The sequence below is a fragment of the Micromonospora sp. WMMD1128 genome, assembly GCF_027497235.1.
GTDB lineage: Bacteria > Actinomycetota > Actinomycetes > Mycobacteriales > Micromonosporaceae > Micromonospora.
The window spans coordinates 16,667-39,107 of record NZ_CP114902.1; the positions used below are offsets into that span (position 1 = coordinate 16,667).

19 protein-coding genes and 1 tRNA gene are annotated in these 22,441 nt (G+C 70.9%); 11 read left to right on the forward strand and 9 right to left on the reverse strand.

All coding sequences use genetic code 11. The features are described 5' to 3' along the window. The first annotated feature begins 181 nt into the window (after positions 1-181). The 5 genes from O7602_RS00110 (at position 182) to O7602_RS00130 (ending at position 6,133) form a co-directional block, all read left to right on the forward strand. Complete coding sequence (locus O7602_RS00110) at positions 182-1,852, forward strand: ABC transporter substrate-binding protein (RefSeq protein ID WP_281586167.1); 1,671 nt, start codon at positions 182-184, stop codon at positions 1,850-1,852. A gap of 103 nt (positions 1,853-1,955) precedes the next feature. Then, positions 1,956-2,963, forward strand: coding sequence for an ABC transporter permease (locus O7602_RS00115; RefSeq protein WP_281586169.1), 1,008 nt, complete (start codon positions 1,956-1,958; stop codon positions 2,961-2,963). A gap of 95 nt (positions 2,964-3,058) precedes the next feature. Then, entirely contained in the window at positions 3,059-4,000 is a 942-nt protein-coding gene (locus O7602_RS00120) for an ABC transporter permease (protein ID WP_348651324.1), read from the forward strand. Positions 4,001-4,043: 43 nt separating this feature from the next. Next, positions 4,044-5,030: an ABC transporter ATP-binding protein gene (locus O7602_RS00125; RefSeq protein WP_281586173.1), complete on the forward strand. Its 987-nt coding sequence runs from the start codon at positions 4,044-4,046 to the stop codon at positions 5,028-5,030. Continuing rightward, positions 5,027-6,133, forward strand: coding sequence for an oligopeptide/dipeptide ABC transporter ATP-binding protein (locus O7602_RS00130; protein WP_281586174.1), 1,107 nt, complete (start codon positions 5,027-5,029; stop codon positions 6,131-6,133). Before O7602_RS00125 ends, O7602_RS00130 begins: the two co-directional genes overlap by 4 nt. Positions 6,134-6,181: 48 nt before the next feature. On the opposite strand, the gene O7602_RS00135 is transcribed toward O7602_RS00130, so the two are convergent. Together O7602_RS00135 and O7602_RS00140 are read right to left on the reverse strand one after the other, a co-directional pair. Then, on the reverse strand, positions 6,182-6,661 hold the full coding sequence (locus tag O7602_RS00135) for a hypothetical protein (RefSeq protein ID WP_281586176.1): 480 nt from the start codon (positions 6,659-6,661) through the stop codon (positions 6,182-6,184). Beyond that, complete coding sequence (locus O7602_RS00140; protein WP_281590017.1) at positions 6,643-7,302, reverse strand: HNH endonuclease family protein; 660 nt, start codon at positions 7,300-7,302, stop codon at positions 6,643-6,645. Before O7602_RS00140 ends, O7602_RS00135 begins: the two co-directional genes overlap by 19 nt. Positions 7,303-7,413: 111 nt before the next feature. On the opposite strand from O7602_RS00140, the gene O7602_RS00145 reads away from it, so the two are divergent. After that, a complete protein-coding gene (locus O7602_RS00145) occupies positions 7,414-8,829 on the forward strand; it encodes an MFS transporter (protein WP_281590019.1) in 1,416 nt (471 codons plus the stop codon). Positions 8,830-8,965: 136 nt separating this feature from the next. Here the strand turns inward: O7602_RS00145 and leuA are convergent, their stop codons facing one another. The 3 genes from leuA to O7602_RS00160 form a co-directional block, all read right to left on the reverse strand. Next, positions 8,966-10,708 carry a 2-isopropylmalate synthase gene (gene leuA / locus O7602_RS00150; RefSeq protein ID WP_281586178.1) on the reverse strand — a complete coding sequence of 581 codons (1,743 nt, stop codon included), beginning with the start codon at positions 10,706-10,708 and terminating at the stop codon, positions 8,966-8,968. Between the two features lie 279 nt (positions 10,709-10,987). Further along, entirely contained in the window at positions 10,988-11,518 is a 531-nt protein-coding gene (locus O7602_RS00155; protein ID WP_281586180.1) for a nitroreductase family protein, read from the reverse strand. An 85-nt stretch (positions 11,519-11,603) separates the two neighbouring features. Beyond that, positions 11,604-12,371 (reverse strand): hypothetical protein, encoded by a 768-nt coding sequence (locus O7602_RS00160; RefSeq protein WP_281586182.1) that lies wholly within the window; start codon positions 12,369-12,371, stop codon positions 11,604-11,606. Positions 12,372-12,610: 239 nt separating this feature from the next. Here O7602_RS00160 and O7602_RS00165 point away from each other — a divergent pair, with 239 nt between their 5' ends. Together O7602_RS00165 and O7602_RS00170 are read left to right on the forward strand one after the other, a co-directional pair. Continuing rightward, positions 12,611-13,876: an aspartate kinase gene (locus O7602_RS00165; RefSeq protein WP_281586184.1), complete on the forward strand. Its 1,266-nt coding sequence runs from the start codon at positions 12,611-12,613 to the stop codon at positions 13,874-13,876. Positions 13,877-13,881: 5 nt separating this feature from the next. Beyond that, positions 13,882-14,940 (forward strand): aspartate-semialdehyde dehydrogenase, encoded by a 1,059-nt coding sequence (locus O7602_RS00170; RefSeq protein WP_281586186.1) that lies wholly within the window; start codon positions 13,882-13,884, stop codon positions 14,938-14,940. 12 nt (positions 14,941-14,952) lie between these two features. On the opposite strand, the gene O7602_RS00175 is transcribed toward O7602_RS00170, so the two are convergent. After that, positions 14,953-16,410: a sensor domain-containing diguanylate cyclase gene (locus O7602_RS00175; RefSeq protein ID WP_281586188.1), complete on the reverse strand. Its 1,458-nt coding sequence runs from the start codon at positions 16,408-16,410 to the stop codon at positions 14,953-14,955. A 140-nt stretch (positions 16,411-16,550) separates the two neighbouring features. On the opposite strand from O7602_RS00175, the gene O7602_RS00180 reads away from it, so the two are divergent. From O7602_RS00180 to O7602_RS00190, 3 genes are all read left to right on the forward strand, one after another. Continuing rightward, the gene (locus O7602_RS00180) at positions 16,551-17,369 is read left to right on the forward strand and encodes a histone deacetylase (RefSeq protein WP_281586191.1); all 819 of its coding nucleotides are present in this window, start codon (positions 16,551-16,553) and stop codon (positions 17,367-17,369) included. A 312-nt stretch (positions 17,370-17,681) separates the two neighbouring features. Next, positions 17,682-19,424, forward strand: coding sequence for a bifunctional metallophosphatase/5'-nucleotidase (locus tag O7602_RS00185; RefSeq protein ID WP_281586193.1), 1,743 nt, complete (start codon positions 17,682-17,684; stop codon positions 19,422-19,424). 184 nt (positions 19,425-19,608) lie between these two features. Continuing rightward, positions 19,609-20,082 carry a hypothetical protein gene (locus tag O7602_RS00190; protein ID WP_281586195.1) on the forward strand — a complete coding sequence of 158 codons (474 nt, stop codon included), beginning with the start codon at positions 19,609-19,611 and terminating at the stop codon, positions 20,080-20,082. A gap of 27 nt (positions 20,083-20,109) precedes the next feature. Here the strand turns inward: O7602_RS00190 and O7602_RS00195 are convergent, their stop codons facing one another. The 3 genes from O7602_RS00195 to O7602_RS00205 all read right to left on the reverse strand — a co-directional run bounded on the left by O7602_RS00195 (position 20,110) and on the right by O7602_RS00205 (position 22,414). Further along, positions 20,110-21,213, reverse strand: coding sequence for an ionic transporter y4hA (locus O7602_RS00195; protein ID WP_281590020.1), 1,104 nt, complete (start codon positions 21,211-21,213; stop codon positions 20,110-20,112). 275 nt (positions 21,214-21,488) lie between these two features. Continuing rightward, the gene (locus O7602_RS00200) at positions 21,489-22,157 is read right to left on the reverse strand and encodes a DUF3800 domain-containing protein (RefSeq protein ID WP_281586197.1); all 669 of its coding nucleotides are present in this window, start codon (positions 22,155-22,157) and stop codon (positions 21,489-21,491) included. Between the two features lie 180 nt (positions 22,158-22,337). After that, positions 22,338-22,414 (reverse strand) — tRNA-Pro (locus O7602_RS00205). Between the last annotated feature and the right edge of the window lie 27 nt (positions 22,415-22,441).

The window sequence follows — 22,441 nt, forward strand, 5'->3', positions numbered from 1 at the left end:
CATGGCCTGGTGGTGGGGGGTGTACCCGCCACCAGGCCATGATGTGAGGCGGCCTCGGAAGGTGTCGGCTTGATAGCGATTGCCCGCCGCTCTTTCCACTCCTATGTGACATGCCATACCCTCCCGCTCACGGACTGAGTCACAGCTCGGCGTGGACACATGTGCATGACAGAGGTGAGAGATGCAGGCGAGCAGGCTGAAAACGGCCGTGGCCCTCGCGGCCGTGGCCGCCCTGGCGGTCGGTGCGTCCGGCTGCGCCAAGAGCGATCGCGAAGACGACGGTGGGGACGCCAAGACCGGCGGCACCTTCGTCTTCGCCGGCGCCGGGGACCCGAAGAACTTCGACCCGATCTTCAACGACGACGGTGAGTCGTTCCGGCCGATCCGCCAGATGTACGACACCCTCGTGCAGAACAAGCCCGGCACCGCCGAGCTGCAGGGTGCCCTGGCGGAGAGTTGGGAGCACGACCCGGACGGCAAGGTCTGGACCTTCAAGCTCCGCAAGGGCGTGAAGTTCCACGACGGCACCGACTTCAACGCGGCTGCGGTCTGCTTCAACTTCGACCGCTGGTTCAACATGAAGGGCGCCGCCGCCCAATCGCAGATGATCTACTACTCGGACGTCTTCGAGGGCTACGCCAAGAACGAGGCCGAGGGCGTCGGTGACCCGGTCTACAACAAGTGCGAGGCGAAGGACGACGGCACCGCCGTCGTCACCATGAACAAGTACAAGGGCGCCTTCCCGGGTGCCTTCGCGCTGACCGCCCTGTCGATCGCCAGCCCGGACGCGCTGAAGAAGTACGACGCCGACGCGGTCAAGCAGAACGGCGACTCGTTCGAGTACAGCGCGTTCGCCAACGAGCACCCGGTCGGCACCGGCCCGTTCAAGTACGTGGGCTGGGACAAGGCCAAGGGTGAGATCACCCTGGAGCGTAACGCCGACTACTGGGGCGAGAAGGCCAAGGTCGACAAGCTCGTCATCAAGGTCATCAAGGACGAGAACACCCGCAAGCAGGAGCTGCGGGCGGGCACCGTCCAGGGCATCGACTTCCCGGCCCCGGCCGACCGGAAGGCACTGTCGGGTGAGGGGTTCCAGGTCCTCGACCGCCCGGCGTTCAACATCCTCTACCTCGGCTTCAACCAGAAGAACCCGAAGCTGAAGGACCTCAAGGTCCGGCAGGCCATCGCCTACGCCCTCAACCGTGAGCAGCTGGTCCAGACCAAGGGCCCGGGTGGCACCAAGGTCGCCGACGAGTTCATGCCGGACACGGTGCTCGGTTACGCGCAGGACGTGCAGAAGTACGAGTACAACCCGGACAAGGCCAAGCAGTTGCTGAAGGAGGCGGGCGCGGAGAACCTGTCGCTCAACTTCTACTACCCGACCGACGTCTCCCGGCCGTACATGCCGAACCCGCAGGAGATCTTCACCGTGCTCGCCAACGACCTGCAGGCCGTCGGCATCAAGGTCAACGGTGTGGCCCGCCCGTGGAACGGTGGCTACAAGGACGACGTGCAGCAGTTCGGCAAGCACGACCTGCACCTGCTCGGCTGGACCGGTGACTACAACGACCCGGGCAACTTCGTCGGCACGTTCTTCGGCCGCGAGAAGGTCGAGTTCGGCGACCAGGGGATGACCGAGATGTTCGACGCCATCGGCAAGGCCGACGGCACGGTCGACGAGGCCGGCAAGAAGACGGCCTGGGAGCAGGTCAACCGCGACATCGCCGGCAAGTGGCTGCCGGCCGTGCCGGTCTGGCACGCTCCGCCCGCCATCGTGGTCACCAAGGACGTCAAGGGTCTCGTCGCCAGCCCGCTGACCGACGAGCGCTTCAACACCGTCAGCGTCGGCTGAGGCGTTACCCACCGCTGACGCGACACGCGGAATCGGCCCGGGCCGGGCTCTCTCTCCCGGCCCGGGCCGACCCGCTGTTCAACGAGAATCTGGTGTGTGAGAGATGTTGCGAGTCATAGTTCGCCGCCTGCTGCAGCTGGTGGTGACCCTGATAGGGCTGTCCGCGCTGGTCTTCATCTGGCTGCGGAACCTTCCCGGCGGCCCGGTCGAGGCGCTGCTCGGTGAGCGGGCCACCCCGGAGCGGCGGGCCCTGCTGATCAAGGCCCTCGGCTACGACCAGCCCGTCCTGGTGCAGTACGCGAAATTCATGCAGCGGCTGCTGACCGGCGACTTCGGCAACTCGATCCGGAGCGGTGACCCGGTCACCGAGGTGATCGGCCGTGCCTTCCCGGCCACCGTCGAGCTGGCCGCCGCCGCCATGATCATCGCGATCGGGCTCGGTGTGCCGCTCGGCTACCTCGCCGCGCGGCACCGCGGCCGGCTGCTCGACAACCTGAGTATCGGCGGCACCCTGCTCGGCATCTCGATCCCGATCTTCTTCCTGGGCTATCTGCTCAAGGACGTCTTCACCCAGAACATGCACCTGTTCCCGCCGTCCGGCCGGATCAGCACCGGGGTGGACAACACCGACGTCACCGGCTTCTTCGTGCTGGACGGGCTGCTCACCCGGGAGTTCGACGCCACCGGCGACGCACTGTGGCACCTGATCCTGCCGGCGCTCACGCTTGCCACCATCCCGCTCGCGGTCATCGTCCGGATCACCCGGGCCAGCGTGCTCGACGTGCTCAACGAGGACTACGTCCGCACCGCCGAGGCGAAGGGCCTGCGACACAGGACCATCCGGGGCCGGCACATCCTGCGCAACGGCCTGCTGCCGGTGGTCACCACCATCGGCCTGCAGACCGGCGCGCTGCTCTCCGGCGCCGTGCTCACCGAGCGGGTCTACAACTGGGGTGGCCTCGGCACGCTGATCTACGACTCGATCAGCGGCGGCCGTGACTATCCGGTGCTCCAGGCGCTGATCCTGCTGGCCGCGCTGGTCTTCGTGTTGGTCAACCTCCTGGTCGACCTCTCCTACGCCTTCATCGACCCGAGGGTGCGTGTGCGATGAGCGACCCGATCGTCCAGCCCACCGTCGGCGCCCAGCGCGAGAGCGTGGACCCGTCGGCCGTCACGGAGAAGCCCGAGGGCACCCTGCCCCGCGGCCTGGACCGGCTCGGCGAGCGCAAGCGCGCCCGGCTGGAGCAGTTGGCCCAGGCCACCGCCGACAAGGGCGGCGTGAGCCTGGTCCGGGACGCGTTCCGCCGGCTGCGCCGCAACCCGACCGCGATGGTCGGCGCGTCCATCGTGGCGCTCTTCGTCCTGGTCGCGATCTTCGCGCCGCTGCTCGCGCCGCACGACCCCGCGCAGCGGTTCGACGAGCTGACGAAGAACCTGACCGTCGACAACATCCCCGGCGCCAGCAGCGAGTTCCCGCTCGGCTCCGACCCGCTCGGCCGGGACTTCCTGTCCCGGATGATCCACGGCAGCCGGCAGACCCTGTTCGTCGGCGTGCTCGCCACGCTGATCGGGCTGGCCCTGGGCGTGCTGGTGGGCGCGCTCGCGGGCGCGTTCGGCGGGTGGGTCGACAACATCCTGATGCGCTTCACCGACGTGATGCTGGCCCTGCCGGCGCTGCTGCTCGCGATCAGCCTGGTGGCCATGGCCAGCCGGTCCAGCCAGTGGACGGTCATCCTCGCGGTCGCCATCGTCAACGTGCCGATCTTCGCCCGGCTGCTACGCGGTTCGATGCTCGCCCAACGGGAGAGCGACCACGTGCTCGCGGCCCGCGCGCTCGGCGTCAAGCGCGGGGCGATCGTGCTGCGGCACATGCTCCCCAACGCGATGACCGCGGTGATCGTGCAGGCGACGCTCACCCTCTCCACCGCGATCCTGGAAGCCGCGTCGCTCTCCTTCCTCGGCCTCGGTGACCCCGACATCAACCGCGCGGAGTGGGGCCTGATGCTCGGTGTGGACGGTCAGCGCTACTTCGAGGTCCGGCCGGAGCTGGCCTACTTCCCGGCCGTCGCGATCATCGTGGTCGCGCTCGGCTTCACCCTGCTGGGCGAGGGCATGCGCGAGGCCATCGACCCGAAGAGCCGGCGGTGACGGCGGTGCGGACAAATGACCAGCACGGTGAGGAAGTGACCCGATGAGCCTGCTCGACGTACGCGACCTGAGCGTCGTGTTCCAGCGCCGCGGTGAGCGACCGTTCACCGCCGTCGACGAGGTCAGCTTCAGCGTGGAGCCCGGGCAGACGGTCGGCCTGGTCGGCGAGTCCGGCTGCGGCAAGAGCGTCACCAGCCTGGCGATCATGGGCCTGCTGCCGAAGCGCGGCAACAAGGTCACCGGCGAGGTCAACTTCGACGGGGCCGATCTGCTGAAGCTCCGTCCGGAGGACCTGCGGGACCGGCGCGGCCGGGACATCGGCATGATCTTCCAGGACCCGCTGTCCTCGCTGAACCCGGTCATCCCGATCGGCACCCAGGTGGCCGAGGTGCTCGAACGACACCGCGGCATGGACCGCAAGCTGGCGCTGAAGGAGGCCCGGGAGCTGCTCGACGCGGTCGGTATCCCGGACCCGACGCGGCGGCTCAAGGAATACCCGCACCAGATCTCCGGCGGCATGCGCCAGCGCGCCCTGATCGCCATCGCGCTCGCCTGCAAGCCGCGGCTGCTGATCGCCGACGAGCCGACCACCGCCCTGGACGTGACCATCCAGGCGCAGATCCTCACGCTGCTCAAGCAACTCGTCGACGAGACCGGCACCGCCCTGATCATGATCACCCACGATCTGGGCGTGGTGGCCGGCCTCTGCGACACGGTGAACGTGCTCTACGGCGGGAAGATCGTGGAGCGGGCCGCCCGGCACGAGCTGTTCGCCCGGCCGCGGCACCCGTACACGCACGGGCTGCTCAGCTCCGTGCCGAGGCTCGACTCGCCCCGGGGCGAGCGGCTGCACGCCATCCGTGGCTCGGTGGCCGACAACATCCCGTGGACCGAGGGCTGCGCGTTCGCGCCCCGGTGCGACAACGTGGTGGACGCCTGCCTCGATGGGACGCCTCCACTGGAACCCACCGCGAACGGCGGGGACCTGCGCTGCAACAACCCCGTATCCGAGGAGGTGGCGGTCCCGTGACCGAGTCGACCGAGCGGACCGGACCACTCGTCGAACTGCGCGACGTCAAGGTCCACTTTCCGATCAAGAGCGGCGTGCTCTTCGACCGGACCATCGGGCACGTCTACGCCGTCGACGGTGTCTCGCTCACCATCAACAAGGGCGAGACGTACGGGCTGGTGGGCGAGTCGGGATGCGGCAAGTCCACCCTGGGCCGGGGCCTGCTGCGGCTGGTCGAGCCGACCGACGGCGAGATCGTCTTCGACGGCACCGACCTCCGCGCGCTCAAGGACGAGCCGATGCGCCGGATCCGCCGCCGCATCCAGATGATCTTCCAGGACCCGCTGTCCAGCCTCGACCCCCGGCAGTCGGTGGAGTCCCTGCTGGTCGAGGGCCTCAAGGCGCACGACCTGGCGAAGGACAAGGCGGCCGTCGGCAAGCGGCTGCGGGAGGCCCTCGCCGCGGTCGGCCTGCCCGCCTCGGCGCTCAGCAAGTATCCGCACGAGTTCTCCGGCGGCCAGCGCCAGCGCATCGGCATCGCCCGGGCGCTGGTGCTGGAGCCGGACCTGATCGTCGCCGACGAACCGGTGTCCGCGCTCGACGTGTCCATCCAGGCCCAGGTGCTCAACCTGCTCGACGAGTTGCAGGAGGAGCGCGGCCTCACGTACCTGATCATCGCGCACGACCTGGCGGTGGTCCGGCACATCGCCGACACGGTCGGGGTGATGTACCTCGGCGGTCTGGTGGAGGAAGCGTCGAGCGACGACCTCTACCGGGAGCCGATGCACCCGTACACCAAGGCGCTCATGTCGGCGGTGCCGGTGCCCGACCCGCAGGTCGAGGACCGGCGGGAGCGGATCCTGCTCGCCGGCGACCTGCCGTCACCGGCGAACCCGCCGGCCGGCTGCCGGTTCCACACCCGCTGCCCGTGGGCCCAGCCCACCCGCTGCGCCGACGAACGGCCCGCGCTGCGCGAGGTGCTCGACGGACACCGGGTCGCCTGCCACTACGCCGAGGACATCGCGGCCGACCGGATCCGGCCGCACGAGGTGAAGCCGGAGCTGGTCCGGCCGGACGACGGCGCGGCGCCGGGCGACCCGGGGGAACTCATCCCAAACACGTGACACGAGGACGCGCGTCGGCCCCGCACCGGGGCCGACGCGGCGCCTCGATCAACCCTCGGGACGGTTCAGCAGGCCCACCGCGACCGTGTGCACCGCGTCCAACGCGGCCGGATCGGCCAGCGGCGCGGTGCCGCCGGTGACCGCGTACCACTCGTCGGCGTCCTTGTACTGCACCCGCAGCGTCACCCGGCCGTCGGCGTGCTCGGTCCGCAACGTCAACTCGCCGGTCACCACGCCGACCTCGTCGGTCATCACCCCGCCCGGACCGGCGGTGATGTCGGTGGCGCGGGACGCCGCGCCCGCCCCACCCGGCGCCGCATCGGCGGACATTCCCGCGCCGGAGACGTCGGCGGGCGCCGGCTGCCGGCCGTCCGCCGTCATCCCCGCCGAGGCCGGACCGGCCGCCGCGGCGTCCCCGCCGGCCGCTGCGGCGTCCCCGCCGGCCGCTGCGGCGTCACCCGCGGTGACGTCCGGCGTCGGGTCCGGCGTCGGTGTGCCACTCGCCCCGGTCACGGCTTGCTCGCCCATGTGCAGCCCTCCAGCATGTCGGTGAGGGCGGCTTTCTCGGCACTCGTCACCGTCAGCCGCCAGTAGTGCTTGACCGTCACCCAGTCCGCCGCGTACTGGCACCAGTACGACCGGTTCGTCGGCTTCCACTGGGACGGGTCCTGGTCACCCTTTGACCGGTTGGAGCGCGCGGAAACCGCGATGAGCTGCGGGCGGGTCAGATCGTTGGCGTAATCGCCCCGCTTCGAGTCGTCCCACTCGTCCGCGCCGGAACGCCAGGCGTTCGCAAGCGGCACGGTGTGGTCGATGTCCACGTCCGACGGGTCGGTTAGCACCACCCCGTCGTACACGCTCTCCCAGCGCCCACCGACCACGTTGCAGCCGGAGAGCTTGATGCCCTCACCGTCCTTCTGGAGGACGCTGTCCCGCACGTCACAGTTCTTGCCGGTGTCCCGCCAGTGCGGGAACCGGGAGCGGCTGTAACCCTTCATCGACGCGGCAGTGGCCACCGTCAGCTCGCCGAGCTGCTGGTTCACGTTCCCCGAGGCACTCGGCGGCGCGTCCGGCTCGGTGACCGCGGGGTCACAGCCGGCCGCGCCGAGGGCGAGCACCGCGCTGAGCGCGGCGGTCAGCCCGGCTCGAACTCCTGATCTCGTACGCACAGACGACACCTCTCCAGCTTGCGTGCTCCGGGCGAGTCCGCACAGTACCCGGCGGCGGTTTCTGTGATTCGTGGCGTCGACGCGGCAACACGGGCAGAGTGGACAACCGTGATCTCTCCCGCTCCCGCGCTGCGTACCGGCTCCGCCGCAGGACGCGGCACGCTGCTCGCCGCGATCCTCGCCTCCGGCATGGTCTTCCTGGACAGCACCGTGGTCAACGTCGCACTGCCGCGACTCGGCGCGGAACTGGGCGCCACCGTGTCCGGCCTACAGTGGACCGTGAACGGCTACCTGCTCATGCTGGCCGCGTTCGTGCTGCTCGGCGGCGCGCTCGGCGACCGGTTCGGCAGGCGCCGGATCTTCCTGCTCGGGGTGGTCTGGTTCGCGGTCGCGTCGGTGCTCTGCGGACTGGCCCAAGATACCGGCTGGCTCATCGCCGCCCGGTTCCTCCAGGGCGCGGGCGGCGCGTTGCTCACCCCCGGCTCACTCTCCGTGCTCCAGGCCAGCTTCCACCCGGACGACCGGGGCCGGGCGATCGGCACCTGGTCCGGCCTCTCCGGCGTGTCCACCGCGCTCGGGCCGCTCGTCGGCGGCTGGCTGATCGACACGTTCTCCTGGCGGTGGATCTTCTTCGTCAACCTCCCGCTGGCCGTGGGCGTGGTGCTCGCCGCGATGCGTTGGGTGCCGGAGAGCCGCGACGAGACGGTCTCGCGTACCGGAGGAGGGCACGGGTTCGACGTGACCGGTGCGTTGCTCGGCGCGCTGGCGCTCGGCGGCGTCACGTACGCGCTGATCGACGCCCCGGCGCGCGGCGCCTCCCCGACGGTGCTCGCCGCGGCGGTGGTCGGGGTGGCCGCCGTGGCGGTCTTCGTGTTCGTCGAACGGCGACGCGGCGACACCGCGATGCTGCCCACCGCGCTGTTCGGCAGCCGGCTCTTCTCCGTGCTCAACGTGTTCACCGTGGTGGTGTACGCGGCGCTCGGCGGGTTCACCTTCTTCCTCGCCGTCTACCTGCAGAACGTGGTCGGCTGGTCGGCGCTGCTCACCGGCCTGGCCACGGTGCCGATGACGGTGCTGCTGCTCGTCGGCTCGCCGCGGGCCGGCGCGCTCTCCGCCCGGATCGGGCCCCGGCTGCCGCTCACCGTCGGCCCGGTCGTCGCCGCGGCGGGCCTGCTGCTGCTGCGTCGCGTCGGCCCGGGCGCTTCCTACTGGACGGACGTGCTGCCCGGCGTGGTGCTGTTCGGCGCCGGGCTGACCCTCGTGGTCGCGCCGCTGACCACGTCGGTGCTCGGCGCCGTGTCGGACCGGTTCGCCGGGGTGGCGAGCGGCTTCAACAACGCCGCCTCCCGGGCCGGCGGCCTGCTCGCGGTGGCGGCGCTGCCGCTGCTGGTCGGGCTCTCCGGCACCGGGTACGAGCAGAAGGGCGCGTTGGCGCACGCCTACCGGGGCGCGATGGCGTGGTGCGCGGGGCTGCTGCTCGCCGGCGCGCTGCTGGCCGTCGTGCTCATCCACCGCCCCCGGAAGTAAGGAGGGGGCCCTTCTTAACGCATTCGGTAGAGGCGGGGGCCCTTATTAACACCGCGGCCCCGCGCACAGGGTGCGAAGTGTTAAGCGGGGCCCCTTCCTATGCAAAAAGCGTTAAGAAGGGGCCCCGCCTTACACCTCAGCGGGTGCGGTTGGCGGCGCTCGTTACCGCCTTGATCGAGGCGGTGACGATGTTGGCGTCCACCCCGACGCCCCACACCGTCCGGCCGTCCACCTCGCACTCCACGTACGCGGCTGCCTGCGCGTCCCCGCCGGAGGAGAGCGCGTGCTCGTGGTAGTCGAGCACCCGTACCGTCACGCCCAGCGACTGGAGCGCGTTGACGTACGCGTCGATCGGGCCGTTGCCGACCGAGGTGAGCGGCCGGACCTCGCCGCCGAAGCCGACCCGGGCGTCGATCTCGACCTTGCCGTCGACGGTGCCGATGGTGTAGCCGGCCAGCGTGACCGCCGGGTCGACCTGGTGGTCGACCAGGTAGTTGCGGGCGAAGATCTCCCACATGGTGCCCGGGTCGACCTCGCCGCCGTCGTGGTCGGTGACGCTCTGCACCACGCCGGAGAACTCGATCTGGAGCCGGCGCGGCAGGTCGAGCTGGTGCTCGGACTTCATGATGTACGCGACGCCGCCCTTGCCGGACTGCGAGTTGACCCGGATGACGGCCTCGTAGGTGCGGCCCAGGTCCTTCGGGTCGATCGGCAGGTAGGGCACGGCCCAGGTGAACTCGTCGACCGGCACACCGGCCGCCGCCGCGTCGGTGTGCAGCGCGGCGAAGCCCTTGTTGATGGCGTCCTGGTGGGAGCCGGAGAAGGCGGTGTAGACCAGGTCGCCGGCGTAGGGGTGGCGCTCGTGCACGGGCAGTTGGTTGCAGTATTCGACCGCGCGCCGGATCTCGTCGATGTTCGAGAAGTCGATCATCGGGTCGATGCCCTGGGAGAACAGGTTCAGGCCCAGCGTCACCAGGTCGACGTTGCCGGTGCGCTCGCCGTTGCCGAACAGGCAGCCCTCGATCCGGTCGGCGCCGGCGAGCAGGCCCAGCTCGGCGGCGGCGACGCCGGTGCCCCGGTCGTTGTGCGGGTGCAGGCTCAGCGCCAGGCTGTCCCGCCGGGGCAGGTGCCGGTGCATCCACTCGATCGAGTCGGCGTAGACGTTCGGCGTGGCCATCTCGACCGTGGCCGGCAGGTTGACGATCAGTTTCCGGTCCGGGGTGGGGTCGACCACCTCGATCACCGCCGCGCAAACCTCCAGCGCGTAGTCCAGCTCGGTGCCGGTGTAGGACTCCGGCGAGTACTCGTAGTGGATGTCGGTGTCCGGGGTGTGGATCTCGGCGTACTTCTGGCAGAGCCGGGCGCCCTGGGTGGCGATGTCGGTGATGCCGTCGCGGTCCAGGCCGAAGACGACCCGGCGCTGGAGCGTGGAGGTCGAGTTGTAGAAGTGCACGATGGCCCGGCGGGCGCCGCGCAGCGACTCGAAGGTCCGCTCGATCAGGTGCTCCCGGCACTGGGTCAGCACCTGGATGGTGACGTCCTCCGGGATCAGGTCCTGCTCGATCAGTTGGCGGACGAAGTCGTAGTCGGTCTGGCTGGCCGACGGGAAGCCGACCTCGATCTCCTTGTAGCCCATCTGTACGAGCAGGTGGAACATCCGGCGCTTGCGCTCGGGGGACATCGGGTCGATCAGCGCCTGGTTGCCGTCGCGGAGGTCGACGGCGCACCACCGGGGCGCGGCCTCGACGCGGCGGGTCGGCCAGGCACGATCCGGCAGCTCGACCTGGAACTGCTTGTCGTACGGGAGGTAACGGTGGATCGGCATCCGGCTGGGGCGCTGCCGGGCGAACGGATCGGTGTCGGTGACAGGTTGAGCCATCTCGGATTGCTCCCTGGGAACATGTGGCGTCAGCAGATCGGAAGGTGTCGGCGGGGTGCCGGGCGACGGTGCGCGGCGGTGCCGAGGAGAAGTTCGGATTGCTGGACGGCGCGGTTCAACTCCGCGACGAGGTGCCGGCCGGTCAGGCCCCGTCGCGGCAGCCAAGGAGAAGATAGGCCCGCCACATGTCGGGGTCACCCTACGTGGTGGGACGGGCGGTGGGAAGGCCGGTCCGGACTGTGGGACCAACGTCACCGACCGCGTCCGCGGAGCAGCAGGTCAGTGCAGGAGCAGGGCGGGCAGGGGCCGGCGGCGGCGGAGCGCGGTCTCCCGGGCGTACAGGTCCGGCGGGAGCGTGGCCGGGTCGCCGAGCCGGCCGACCGCGGCCACCGCCAACGGCCGGACGTCGTCGGGCAGGTCCAGTTCGGTGGCGAGGCGGGCGCGGTCGAGGCGGGTGAGCTGGCGTACGTGCAGGCCGAGCGCGGTGGCCTGCACGGTGAGGTGGGCGACCGCCTGACCCAGGTCGTACGCGGTGCGTTCCGGTTCGCCGCCGGCGTGCGCGGCGAGCAGCAGGGCGGCGGCGTGCCGTGCCCAGCCCTGGTCGGCTTCGGGCAGGCCGACCAGGATCCGCTTCCAGGTTTCGCTCTGCCGGCGTCCGAGCGCGAACCGCCACGGTTGGGCGTTGCCGGCCGAGGGCGCCCAGCGGGCCGCCTCCAGCAGGGTGGCCACCTCGTCGGCGGTCAGCTCCGCGTCGGGGTCGAACGCGCGGGGACTCCAGCGGAAGGCGAGTAGCGGGGTCAGATCGGTCATGGGGGACATAGTCCTTGATGCCCGTTTCAGGCTTCCGGCACGGGTGTCAATAATGTGGTCAAGGACACCCGTAACGGACAAAACGCTACGACGGTTCCGGTGTGGACCCGTCCCGACCCACCGGCTCACCCTCGGTCACCGCGCCCGCCAGGTCGATCGTCGCCGGAGCCGGGCCCGGCTCACCGGTCAGCGTGAGCGCGCCGAAGGTGGCACGCACCGCCACCGGGGTGCCGTCCTCCCGGAAGCAGTAGACGCCCACGTCAAGCGGCGCGTTGAGCGAGGCCGAGGTGGAGTCGACCGTGTAGCACCGGCCGTCGTCGACGCCGGACGGCGGCGTGGCGGGCGAGACGACGAGCGGCGCGCGCCGGTCGGTGAGCACCTCCAGCCAGTCGGTGAACGGGTGCTGCACCCGCGGGTCCAGCCGGCGTGGCATCGCGTCGTCGGCGTCGCCGAGGCGCACGCACCCGGCCGGCCGCGTCCACCCGGCCGAGGGCAGCGCGCACTGGAACAGGCCGTCCGAGGTGCCGGCGAGGGAGACGTCCACCGTGCCGTTGCGCCCCCAACCGGGCACGTCGACCCGCCAGCTCCCGTCGTTAGCGCTTGTCACCGCGACCGGTCGGGCGGCGCCGCCGGGTGGCGCGAAGGCGTACGTGGCGGTGAGGTGCCGGTCCTGGGCGGCGGCGGCAAGCCCGGCCAGCTCGTCGCGGGCGGCGTCGACCTGCACCGACACCGGATCGGGGGTGCCGGTCGGGGTCGCCTCCCGCGGGTCGGGGACGCAGGCGGCCAGCAGCGCCGGCAGGGTGAGCGCGAGCAGGCCGGCCAGCCGGCGGGCCGCGCGTCGGTGAGCGTGCACCAGGCCATTCTGCGCCGCCGCGACCGTCCGGGTCAGCCCACCGTACGGCTGTACCGTTTGCGGCCCGTGTGGCCCCCGAGGCTGGTGAGCCGCCCCACCCCGGGGCCGGATGGTGGGATCACCCGACCCGGCGGCGTGACCCGCCCGATACCCTGAAGAGGTCTGACACGCGCCGCCGGACCGAGAGACCCGGCGGCGTCGGCACGCTCAGGGCCGTCACTGGAGGGGAGCGCACCGTCGTGGCACTCGTGGTGCAGAAGTACGGCGGGTCCTCCGTCGCCAACGCCGAGCGGATCAAGCGGGTGGCCGAGCGCATCGTGGCGGCCCGCAAGGCAGGTGACGACGTCGTCGTGGTGGTCTCCGCCATGGGCGACACCACCGACGAATTGCTCGACCTGGCCAACCAGGTCAGCCCGCTGCCGCCGGGCCGCGAGCTGGACATGCTGCTCACCGCCGGGGAGCGGATCTCCATGGCGCTGCTCGCCATGGCCATCCACAACCTGGGGTACGAAGCCCGCTCGTTCACCGGCTCGCAGGCCGGCGTGATCACCACCTCGGTGCACGGCCGGGCCCGGATCATCGACGTGACTCCGGGGCGGCTCAAGGGCGCGCTGGACGAGGGCGCGGTGGTCATCGTCGCCGGTTTCCAGGGCGTCTCGCAGGACACCAAGGACGTCACCACCCTCGGCCGGGGCGGTTCGGACACCACCGCGGTGGCGCTCGCCGCCGCGCTCCACGCGGACGTCTGCGAGATCTACACCGACGTGGACGGCATCTTCACCGCCGACCCGCGGATCGTGCCGAACGCCCGGCACATCGAGCGGATCACCTACGAGGAGACGCTGGAGCTGGCCGCCTGCGGCGCGAAGGTGCTGCACCTGCGCAGCGTGGAGTACGCCCGACGCGCGGGGTTGCCGATCCACGTCCGTTCGTCATACTCGACCAACACCGGCACGATGGTCACCGGATCGATGGAGGACCTTCCTGTGGAACAGGCACTGATCACCGGCGTCGCCCACGACCGCAGCGAAGCGAAGATCACCATCGTCGGGGTGCCCGACGAGCCGGGCGCCGCCGCGCGGATCTTCGACACCGTGGCCGGTGCCGAGATCAACATCGACATGATCGTGCAGAACGTGTCCACCGAGGGCACCGGCCGCACCGACATCTCGTTCACGCTGCCCAAGGCGGACGGTCCGACCGCGATGGCCGCGCTCAGCAAGATCCAGGAGCCGGTCAAGTTCAAGGGCCTGCTCTACGACGACCACGTCGGCAAGGTCTCGCTGATCGGCGCCGGCATGCGTTCGCACCCGGGCGTCGCCGCCGGCTTCTTCGCCGCCCTCGGCACCGCCGGCGTGAACATCGAAATGATCTCCACCTCGGAGATCCGGGTCTCCGTGGTCTGCCGGGACACCGACCTGGACAAGGCGGTCAAGGCCATCCACGACGCCTTCGAGCTGGGTGGTGACACCGAAGCCGTCGTCTACGCCGGCACCGGGCGGTAACGCCGATGGCGTCGCTGCCCACCCTCGCCGTGGTCGGGGCGACAGGTGCCGTCGGCACGGTGATGTGCCAGATCCTCTCGTCCCGGCGCAACGTGTGGGGCGAGATCCGGCTGCTCGCCTCCGAGCGCTCGGCCGGCCGGCGGGTGCCGTGCCGGGGTGAGGAACTGACCGTGCGGGCCCTCACCGCCGAGGCGTTCGACGGTGTCGACGTGGCGATGTTCGACGTGCCCGACGACGTCTCGGCCGAGTGGGCGCCGGTCGCGGTGGCCCGTGGCGCGGTGGTGGTGGACAACTCGGGCGCGTTCCGGATGGAGCGGGACGTGCCGCTCGTGGTTCCCGAGATCAACCCCGAGCAGGTACGCGACCGGCCCCGGGGCATCGTCGCCAACGCCAACTGCACCACCCTGGCGATGATCGTGGCAATTGCTCCGCTGCACCGGGAGTACGGCCTGCGCGAGCTGGTCCTCGCCTCCTACCAGGCGGCCTCCGGGGCGGGACAGGCCGGGGCGGACGCGCTGCACCTGCAACTCGGCAAGGTCGCCGGGGACCGCGGGCTCGGCTCCCGGGCCGGCGACGTGCGCCAGGCGGTCGGCGACGAGCTGGGCCCGTTCCCGGCCCCGCTGGCGCTCAACGTGGTGCCCTGGACGGGCTCGCTCGGCGACGGCGGCTGGTCCACCGAGGAGCTGAAGCTGCGCAACGAGTCGCGCAAGATCCTCGGCCTGCCCGACCTGAAGGTCTCCGCCACCTGCGTACGGGTGCCGGTGGTGACCGGCCACTCGGTCGCCGTGCACGCGGTCTTCGCCACCGAGGTGGACGCCGAGGGCGCCCGCCAGGCGCTGCGTAACGCACCGGGGGTGATCCTGGTCGACGACCCCGCCGCCGGTGAGTTTCCGATGCCGATCGACGCGGTCGGCACCGACCCGTCCTGGGTCGGCCGGATCCGCCGCGCGGTGGACGACCCCCGCGCCCTGGACCTCTTCGTCACAGGTGACAACCTCCGCAAGGGCGCCGCCCTGAACACCGCCCAGATAGCCGAACTCCTGGCCAAGGACCTGACCCGCTAGCCCGACCACCCCTTAGGCGGCGGAGAGGTGGACGCCGTCCCGGCCGTGGCGCTTCACCGCGTACAGGGCCTGGTCGGCTCGGTGGAGGGTGCGCTCGGGGGATTCGCCCTGGCGGGGCAGCGCGACGCCGACGCTTATCGTCCGGCCGGTGCGTCGGGCCGCGTCGGTGAGCCGCTCGGCGATCCCGACCGCCTCCTGCGGATGGCTCACCTCGATCACCGCGACGAACTCGTCGCCGCCGGTCCGGTACAGCTCGTCGCCCTGCCGCAGCGCGCCCTCAAGCGCCCGGGCCAGCCCCACCAGCAGGCGGTCGCCGGCCTGGTGGCCGTACGTGTCGTTGACGTCCTTGAACCCGTCGACGTCGATCGCCAGCAGGGCGGTACGCCCCGGCGTGGCGCTGGCGATCCGCCGCCCGAACGGCCCGGTGTGCCGGAGCCCGGTGAGCGGGTCGGAGCTGGCCTGCTCGCGTAGTCGCGCCAGGGTACGCAGCCGGTCGAGGCAGGTCCACGCCTGCCCGGCCAGCAGCTCGATCAGGTTGACCGTGGTCGGGTCCGGCCGTAGCGACCGTTCGTCGGCGACCAGCAGCACCCCACCGGCGGACGGCGCGCCGACCGGCACCGCCACGAGTGTGTACGCGCCGGCCCGGGTCAGCGGCAGGTATTCCTCGGTCGGCGGGTGCCCCGCCTCGCCGAGCGTGTACGCCGAGCCGTACCGGTGGGCGCGCTCGATCATCTTCTCCAACGCGGCCGGGCCCGCCTCGGCCAACTCGGCCCGGATCCGGGTCTCCAGCTCGCCCGGGGTGTCGGTGGCCGCGCCCAGCCGGGGTCCGTGGCGGCCGGTGAGCACCAGCACGGCTGCGGAGAGCGCGGACACGTCCCGCGCCGCGGCGATCGCGGCGGCCATCAGGTCCCAGTCGGTCGGGGCGGCGGTGAACGCGGCGGCGTGCCGGAGCAGCTTCTCGCTGCGGCTTTCGGCGGGTGGCCCGCCGAGCGCCGCGATCCGGGCGCCGAGCCGGTCGGCCAGCCGTTCGGCGGTCGCCTGCCACGGCGCGAGCGTGACCGGTCCGCTCCACTGGAGGTCGAGCACGCCGATCGGGGCGCCGGCCGGGTCGCGTACCGGCACGCAGAGTTCAGCGGTGACGTCCGGGCGGACCGGGAGGTAGTCGGGATCGGCGGCGACGTCGGGAACGGCGGCGGTCTCGCCGGAGGTGTAGACCCGCCGCACCACCGACGGTTCGGGCCGGTGCCGCGCCGGCGCCGTGCCGTCGGTCGTGGCCGACACGTGCGAGAAGACCTGCCAGGCGCCGGTGGCGGCGACGCATCGGAGACGGTCGTGGACGCGGAGCAGGACGGTGGCGGTCGCCGGGGTGTGCCGGGCGAGCGCGGCCACGGTCCACTGGCACGCCTCGGGCACGGTCGACGCCGTGGGGAGGCGCGCCGTGACGTCGCGGAGGACTCGCTCGTGATCCACGTCGTTCCTGCTGGGAGGGGGGATGGTCGCGATCAAATGTACTCATCTCCGGGTGTCGTCGACCTTCGTACACATGTGCTATCCACAGCCTGTGGACGGCCTGTGGGTACGGTGGAGATCCCGGGTCCGAGGAGGCACTGATGCTCAGCGGTCCGCGTCAGCCACCCGGCCGGGCGCTGGGCGTGCCGCTGCTCTGGTACGTCGCGTACGGGTCCAACCTGCACGCGGCGCGGCTCGCCTGGTATCTGCGTGGCGGGCAGCCACCGGGCGGGCTGCGCACGTACCCGGGTTGCCGGGACTGCCGGCCGCCGCGGCGGACGGTGCCGGCGGTGATTCCCGGCGGGGTCTACTTCGCCGGCGAGTCCCGGGCCTGGACCGGCGGCATGGCGTTCTACGACCCGGAGCTGCCGGGCGGCGCGGCGGTCCGCGGCTACCTGGTGACGGTCGAGCAGTTCGCCGACATCGCCGCCCAGGAGATGTACCGGCCGCCCGGCGCGGACCTGGCGCGGATCCTCGCGGCCGTCGAAACCGGCCGGGCCACGCTCGGTCCGGGACGGTACGAGACGTTGCTGCGGGTCGGCGAACGCGACGGCCTGCCGATGCTCACCTTCACCACCGGCCACCGGGCGGTGGAGGTGCCCTGGACCCGACCGGCCCCGGTCTATCTCGGCATGCTGGCGCGCGGGTTGCGGGAGGCGCACGGCTGGGACGTCGCGGGGATCGTCGACTACCTGACGGGTCGGCCGGGCGTCGCCGGGCGGTGGACCCGGGCGGCGCTCCGCACGCTTGTCGCCTCCCAGATCTCCGACCGACCCTCCGGCGGCACGGTCGAGTTCGGACAGACCGCCGTGGGTGCCGGACCGTCGGGTGTGATCGGCCGTTCGGTTCGCGATGGATGGCCCGGCGGGAGTTATTCCGGGGAGGAAGGTTGCCAGGGCAAGGTTTTCCGCGTGACATGAGCGTCGACGCCGGCTCCCTGGTCCCTGGGAGCCGGCGTCCTCCGGTTCCGGGCCGCGCGCCCTCGTCCCACGGCAATTCACCCGACCGTCATGTCGGACTCGTCGGGCAGACCGGCACCTGTCGTCCGGCCCATCCAGGATTCCGCATGCCACCAGGTCGACCTGCGGCCCGGTGGATGAGAAGCTACCCCGGGCGGGGCGGCGTTCCCCCGATCGCCGCCGTCCGCGATCGACCCCTGTCACGGCACGGATCAGGGCCGCCGGGCGAACCATCGTCCGGCCACCACGCGCCGGTATCTCACGAGGAGTTCCATGTCCGTCCCCGGGATGCGCCGCCGGGCCGCCGTCGGCCTGGCCGCACTCACCGCGACCGCGTTCACCGCGGTCGCCGTTCACCCCGACCAGGCCGAGGCCCACTCGAAGCCGGTCGACGTCCAACTGCTCGCCATCAACGACCTGCACGGCAACCTGGAGCCACCGACCGGGTCCAGCGGCACCATCGACGGGCAGACCGCCGGTGGCGTGGAATACCTGGCCAGCCACCTCAAGGCCATGCGCGCGGCGGCCAAGAAGCAGGGCAAGGGCACGGTCACGGTCGCCGCGGGCGACCTGATCGGCGCCTCGCCGCTGCTCTCCGCCGCCTTCCACGACGAGCCCACCATCGAGGAGATGAACCTCGCCGGGCTCGAGTTCGCAAGCGTCGGCAACCACGAGTTCGACGAGGGCGCCACCGAATTGCTGCGGATGCAGCGCGGCGGTTGCCACCCGGTGGACGGCTGCGCCGACGGCACCCCGTTCAAGGGCGCCAAGTTCAAGTACCTCTCGGCGAACGCGTTCAAGACCTCCACCGGCCTGCCGCTGATGCAGCCGTTCGGCATCAAGATCGTCAAGGGTGTGCCGATCGGCTTCATCGGGATGACCCTGGAGGGCACCCCGAACATCGTCAGCCAGCAGGGCGTCGCCGGACTGCGCTTCACCGACGAGGCCGACACCGCCAACAAGTACGCCAAGATCCTGCGACTGCTCGGCGTCAAGAGCATCGTGGTGCTGCTGCACGAGGGCGGCGTGCAGAACGGCGGCGGCATCAACGACTGCACCGGGTTCAGCGGGCCGATCGTCGACATCGCCAACCGGATGGACCCGGCCATCGACGTGATCGTCAGCGGGCACACCCACGCCGCGTACAACTGCAACATCAACGGCAAGCTGGTCACCAGCGCCAGCTCGTTCGGCCGCCTCGTCACCGACATCAACCTGAAGATCGACCCGCGTACCCGGGACGTCATCAGCGCGTCGGCGAACAACGTCGTGGTCACCCGCGACGTGGCCAAGGACCCGGCCTCGACCGAGCTGATCAACAGGTACAAGACCGCGCTTGGCCCGGTGGCCGACCGGGTGGTCGGCGAGACCAGCGAGGCGATCACCAAGACCCAGGAGAACCTGTACCAGACCGGGGTCGACGCCAACGGCCAGCCGACCTACCAGACCGGTGAGTCGCCGCTGGGCAACCTCATCGCCGACTCACAACTCGCCGCCACCGACAACGAGCAGAACGCCGTCGCCGCGTTCATGAACCCCGGCGGCGTACGCGCCGACATCGACGCCGGCCCGGTCACCTACGCCGAGGCGTTCACCGTCCAGCCGTTCGCCAACAACCTGGTGACGCTGGACCTGACCGGGGCGCAGCTCTACTGCATGCTGGAGCAGCAGTTCACCGTGGCCCGGGTGCTCTACGCCTCGTCGAGCGTGCACTACGTCGTCGACGTCGACGGCACCACCGCGCCGGCCGGCACGCCGTGCGCCGGCACCCGCGTGGTCCGGGGCAGCCTCACCATCAACGGCACCCCGGTGACCGACACCGCCACGTACCGGATCACGGTGAACAACTTCCTCTCCGGTGGTGGCGACGGCTTCAGCGTCCTGACCGGCGGCACCAACGCGGTCACCGGCCAGATCGACCTGGACGCCCTCACCGCGTACCTGACCGAGAAGTCGCCGGTGTCCGCGCCGGCGCTGGACCGGATCCAGACCACCGCGGAGGTCCCCGCCGCCTGACCCGCACCACCAACGGGCCCCGGAGCTGTGCTCCGGGGCCCGCTGCCGTCCGCCACCCACCTTCGGTGCGTTGATCAAGGGGTTCGCGTCGGAGCACGTGCCTCACGGTGACGCAAACTCCTTGATCAACGAGCGGGGTGGGGAGGGGTGGGGGTGAGGGTGGCTGGTTTGGGATGTTGGGGTGGTGAGTGCGACCTGGCGTCATCTGCCCGCTCCCGCCCGCGAGATCGCTGTGACCGCCAGTGATGCGGTTGACGCGGCCCGGGCGCGCGACGCCGAGGCGTACCAGCCGGCCGTGGAACGACTCGCCGCCGCCGACCGGGCCGGGCTGGTGCTCGGCGGCGTGGTCCGGCTGCTGCTGGAGGAGGGGCATCCGGACGGGCTGGACGGCGACGACGTCCGCCAGGTGCTGGAGCGTTGCGTCCGGTCGAGCGCGGCGTGGTGGCCCGAGGTCGACCCGCACGTGCTGCTGGTGCTGCTGGCCGGCGCGCTCGGCGTCTACGACCCGGGCGACGACGAGAACCCACCCGACCCGGGGGCCGTCGCCCGGCACGCCCCGCTGCTTGTGGCCGACCTGCTGGCGGTCACCGGGCGCCCGCTCGCCGGCTACCTGGACGCGGCGTTCACCGAGGTAGCCCGCACCGAGCTGCACGACTGAGCATGCGTCCGGGCCGGCGGCGTCCGATCACGGGCTGGCGGCGAGGAAGACGAACGCGGCCAGCAGCACCAGGTGCACGCCGCCCTGGAGCACGGTGGCCCGTCCGGGCACCACGGTGAGTACGGCGGTCACCGCGGTCAGCGCCAGCAGCGTCATCTGGGTGCCGCCCAGGCCCAGCAGCAGCGGGCCGTCCAGCCAGATCGAGGCGATGGCGATCGCCGGAATGGTCAGGCCGATGCTCGCCATCGCCGAGCCGAGAGCGAGGTTGAGGCTGATCTGCACCCGGTCCCGCCGGGCCGCCCGGGCGGCGGCAAGCGTCTCCGGCGCCAGCACCAGCAGGGCGATGACCACGCCGACGAACGCCTGCGGCAGGTTCGCCGCCTGGACGGCGGTCTCGATCGCCGGGGAGACGGTCTTCGCGTCGCCGACCACCGCGACCAGCGCCACGACCAGCAAACCCAGGCTGACCAGGGCGGTACGCGTGGACGGCGGCTCGGCGTGCCCGTCGCCGTCCCGATCCTCGGGCAGGATGCTGCCCTCCTGGGTGACCGGGAGGAAGTAGTCCCGGTGCCGGCCGGTCTGCACCATCACGAACAGCAGGTAGAGCGCGAGCGACGCGACCGCCGCGAAGGCGAGCTGGGCCGGGGAGAACTCCGGACCGGGCCGGCTGGTGGTGAACGTCGGCACCACCATGCTGAGCGTGGCGAGGGTGGCCACGGTGGCCAACGCGCCGCCGGTGCCCTCCGGGTTGAACACCGCCACCTGCCGGCGTAGCGCGCCGAGCAGCAGGGACAGGCCGAGGATGCCGTTGCAGGTGATCATCACGGCGGCGAAGACGGTGTCCCGGGCCAGCGCCTGCGTCTTGTCCCCGCCGCTGATCATCAGGGTGACGATCAGACCGACCTCGATCACGGTGACCGCGACCGCCAGCACCAGCGAGCCGTACGGCTCACCCACCTTGTGCGCCACCACCTCCGCGTGGTGGACGGCCGCCAGGACGGCGACCGCGAGCAGGCCGGCGACCACGAAGATCAGTACGCCGGGCAGTTCCCGACCCCAGGTGAACACGAGCAGGAGCACCGCGACCACGGGTGCGACGGTGGTCCAATCGGTCAGGCGGGATCGGATCATGGCTGGCATGCGTCAACCATGCCAGGCGGAGCGAACGACCGCCCACAGCCGGGCGCACCAGCCGGCGGCCCTCAATCGCCTTCGAGTCAAGGCCCTACGTGGAGGGCCCGAACAGGGCGTTCAGTCGTTACTGTGCGAGAGTGCTTGGGTGCGGAGCGCGTTGCCCTTCTGCCAAGTGAGGCCGCGAGTTAGGATGAACCTGCGCGACCCCGTTCGACGAAAGAGCCCCTGGGCTCTGGCGAGAGCCTAGTTGGGCGGGGGTTCGTGCTGTCGAGCTAGTAGTAGTGCGTCCTGCCCGACGCCCAGAGATCGTATTCGTAGCGGACCTTCGGGCGGATCATCTCAAGGTAGGTCTCGTCGCCTCGCTCTCGCCTGCGGGTCACTGCCCAGGTGCAGTAGTCCGCAGCTTGCAGGGCAAAGTCGCTTGAGCACGGCCAGAAGGCCAGGCTGCGTTTGACCCGGTAGCTCACACATTGGGTGAGCACATCCTCGATCGCCCCACGGAAGGCCTTGCGCGTCTTCTTGGTGCCGAGTTCGGCCGCCACGATCAGCGCCTCGTCGTCCTGGGCGAAGAGTCTCGGTGCGAGCCACTTGAGATGGTAGTACCACGCGTACTGGTAAAAGACCGCGTCGGTTCGATGGAGGTGTGGCTGTGCCTTCGACTTTTCAAGCAGCGTCACGTCGAACTGGAAGTCGATCGATGACAGTGCGGCAAAGACGGCCGCCCGGACGTCGTGAGAGTCCTTCGTGGCATGGAAGTAGGAGTCGAGGCCATGGTTCCGGAATGCCAACTCGTCGCGGAGGGCCGCCAGCGTCGCCCGAAGCTTTCGTAGCTCTGCCTCGTCGATGACCAGGGTTCCGACCGCGAAGTACTTCGAGATGTTCGGCCCCTTCGTGAAGGACAGGTCGCCACTCTCATCCGAGAAGAGGAAACGGCGGGCCACATGCCACTCCGAGGGTGAGACGAGGGGGGAGCCGTCATCGTAGTATCTGGCTCGTCACGGTGCGTTCATCCACGCCGAGGCGCCCGAGTGCTGCTGCCTTCTCGCTGCATCGGGAGCATCGGTGGGACCCGCAAACGGGTCGAGGCCCCTCCGTGGAGGGGCCTCGACCCGTTCTACCTCTGGTCGGGGTGGCCGGATTCGAACCGACGACCTCTTCGTCCCGAACGAAGCGCGCTACCAAGCTGCGCCACACCCCGAGGCGTGCCGACAAATAGTAGCCCACC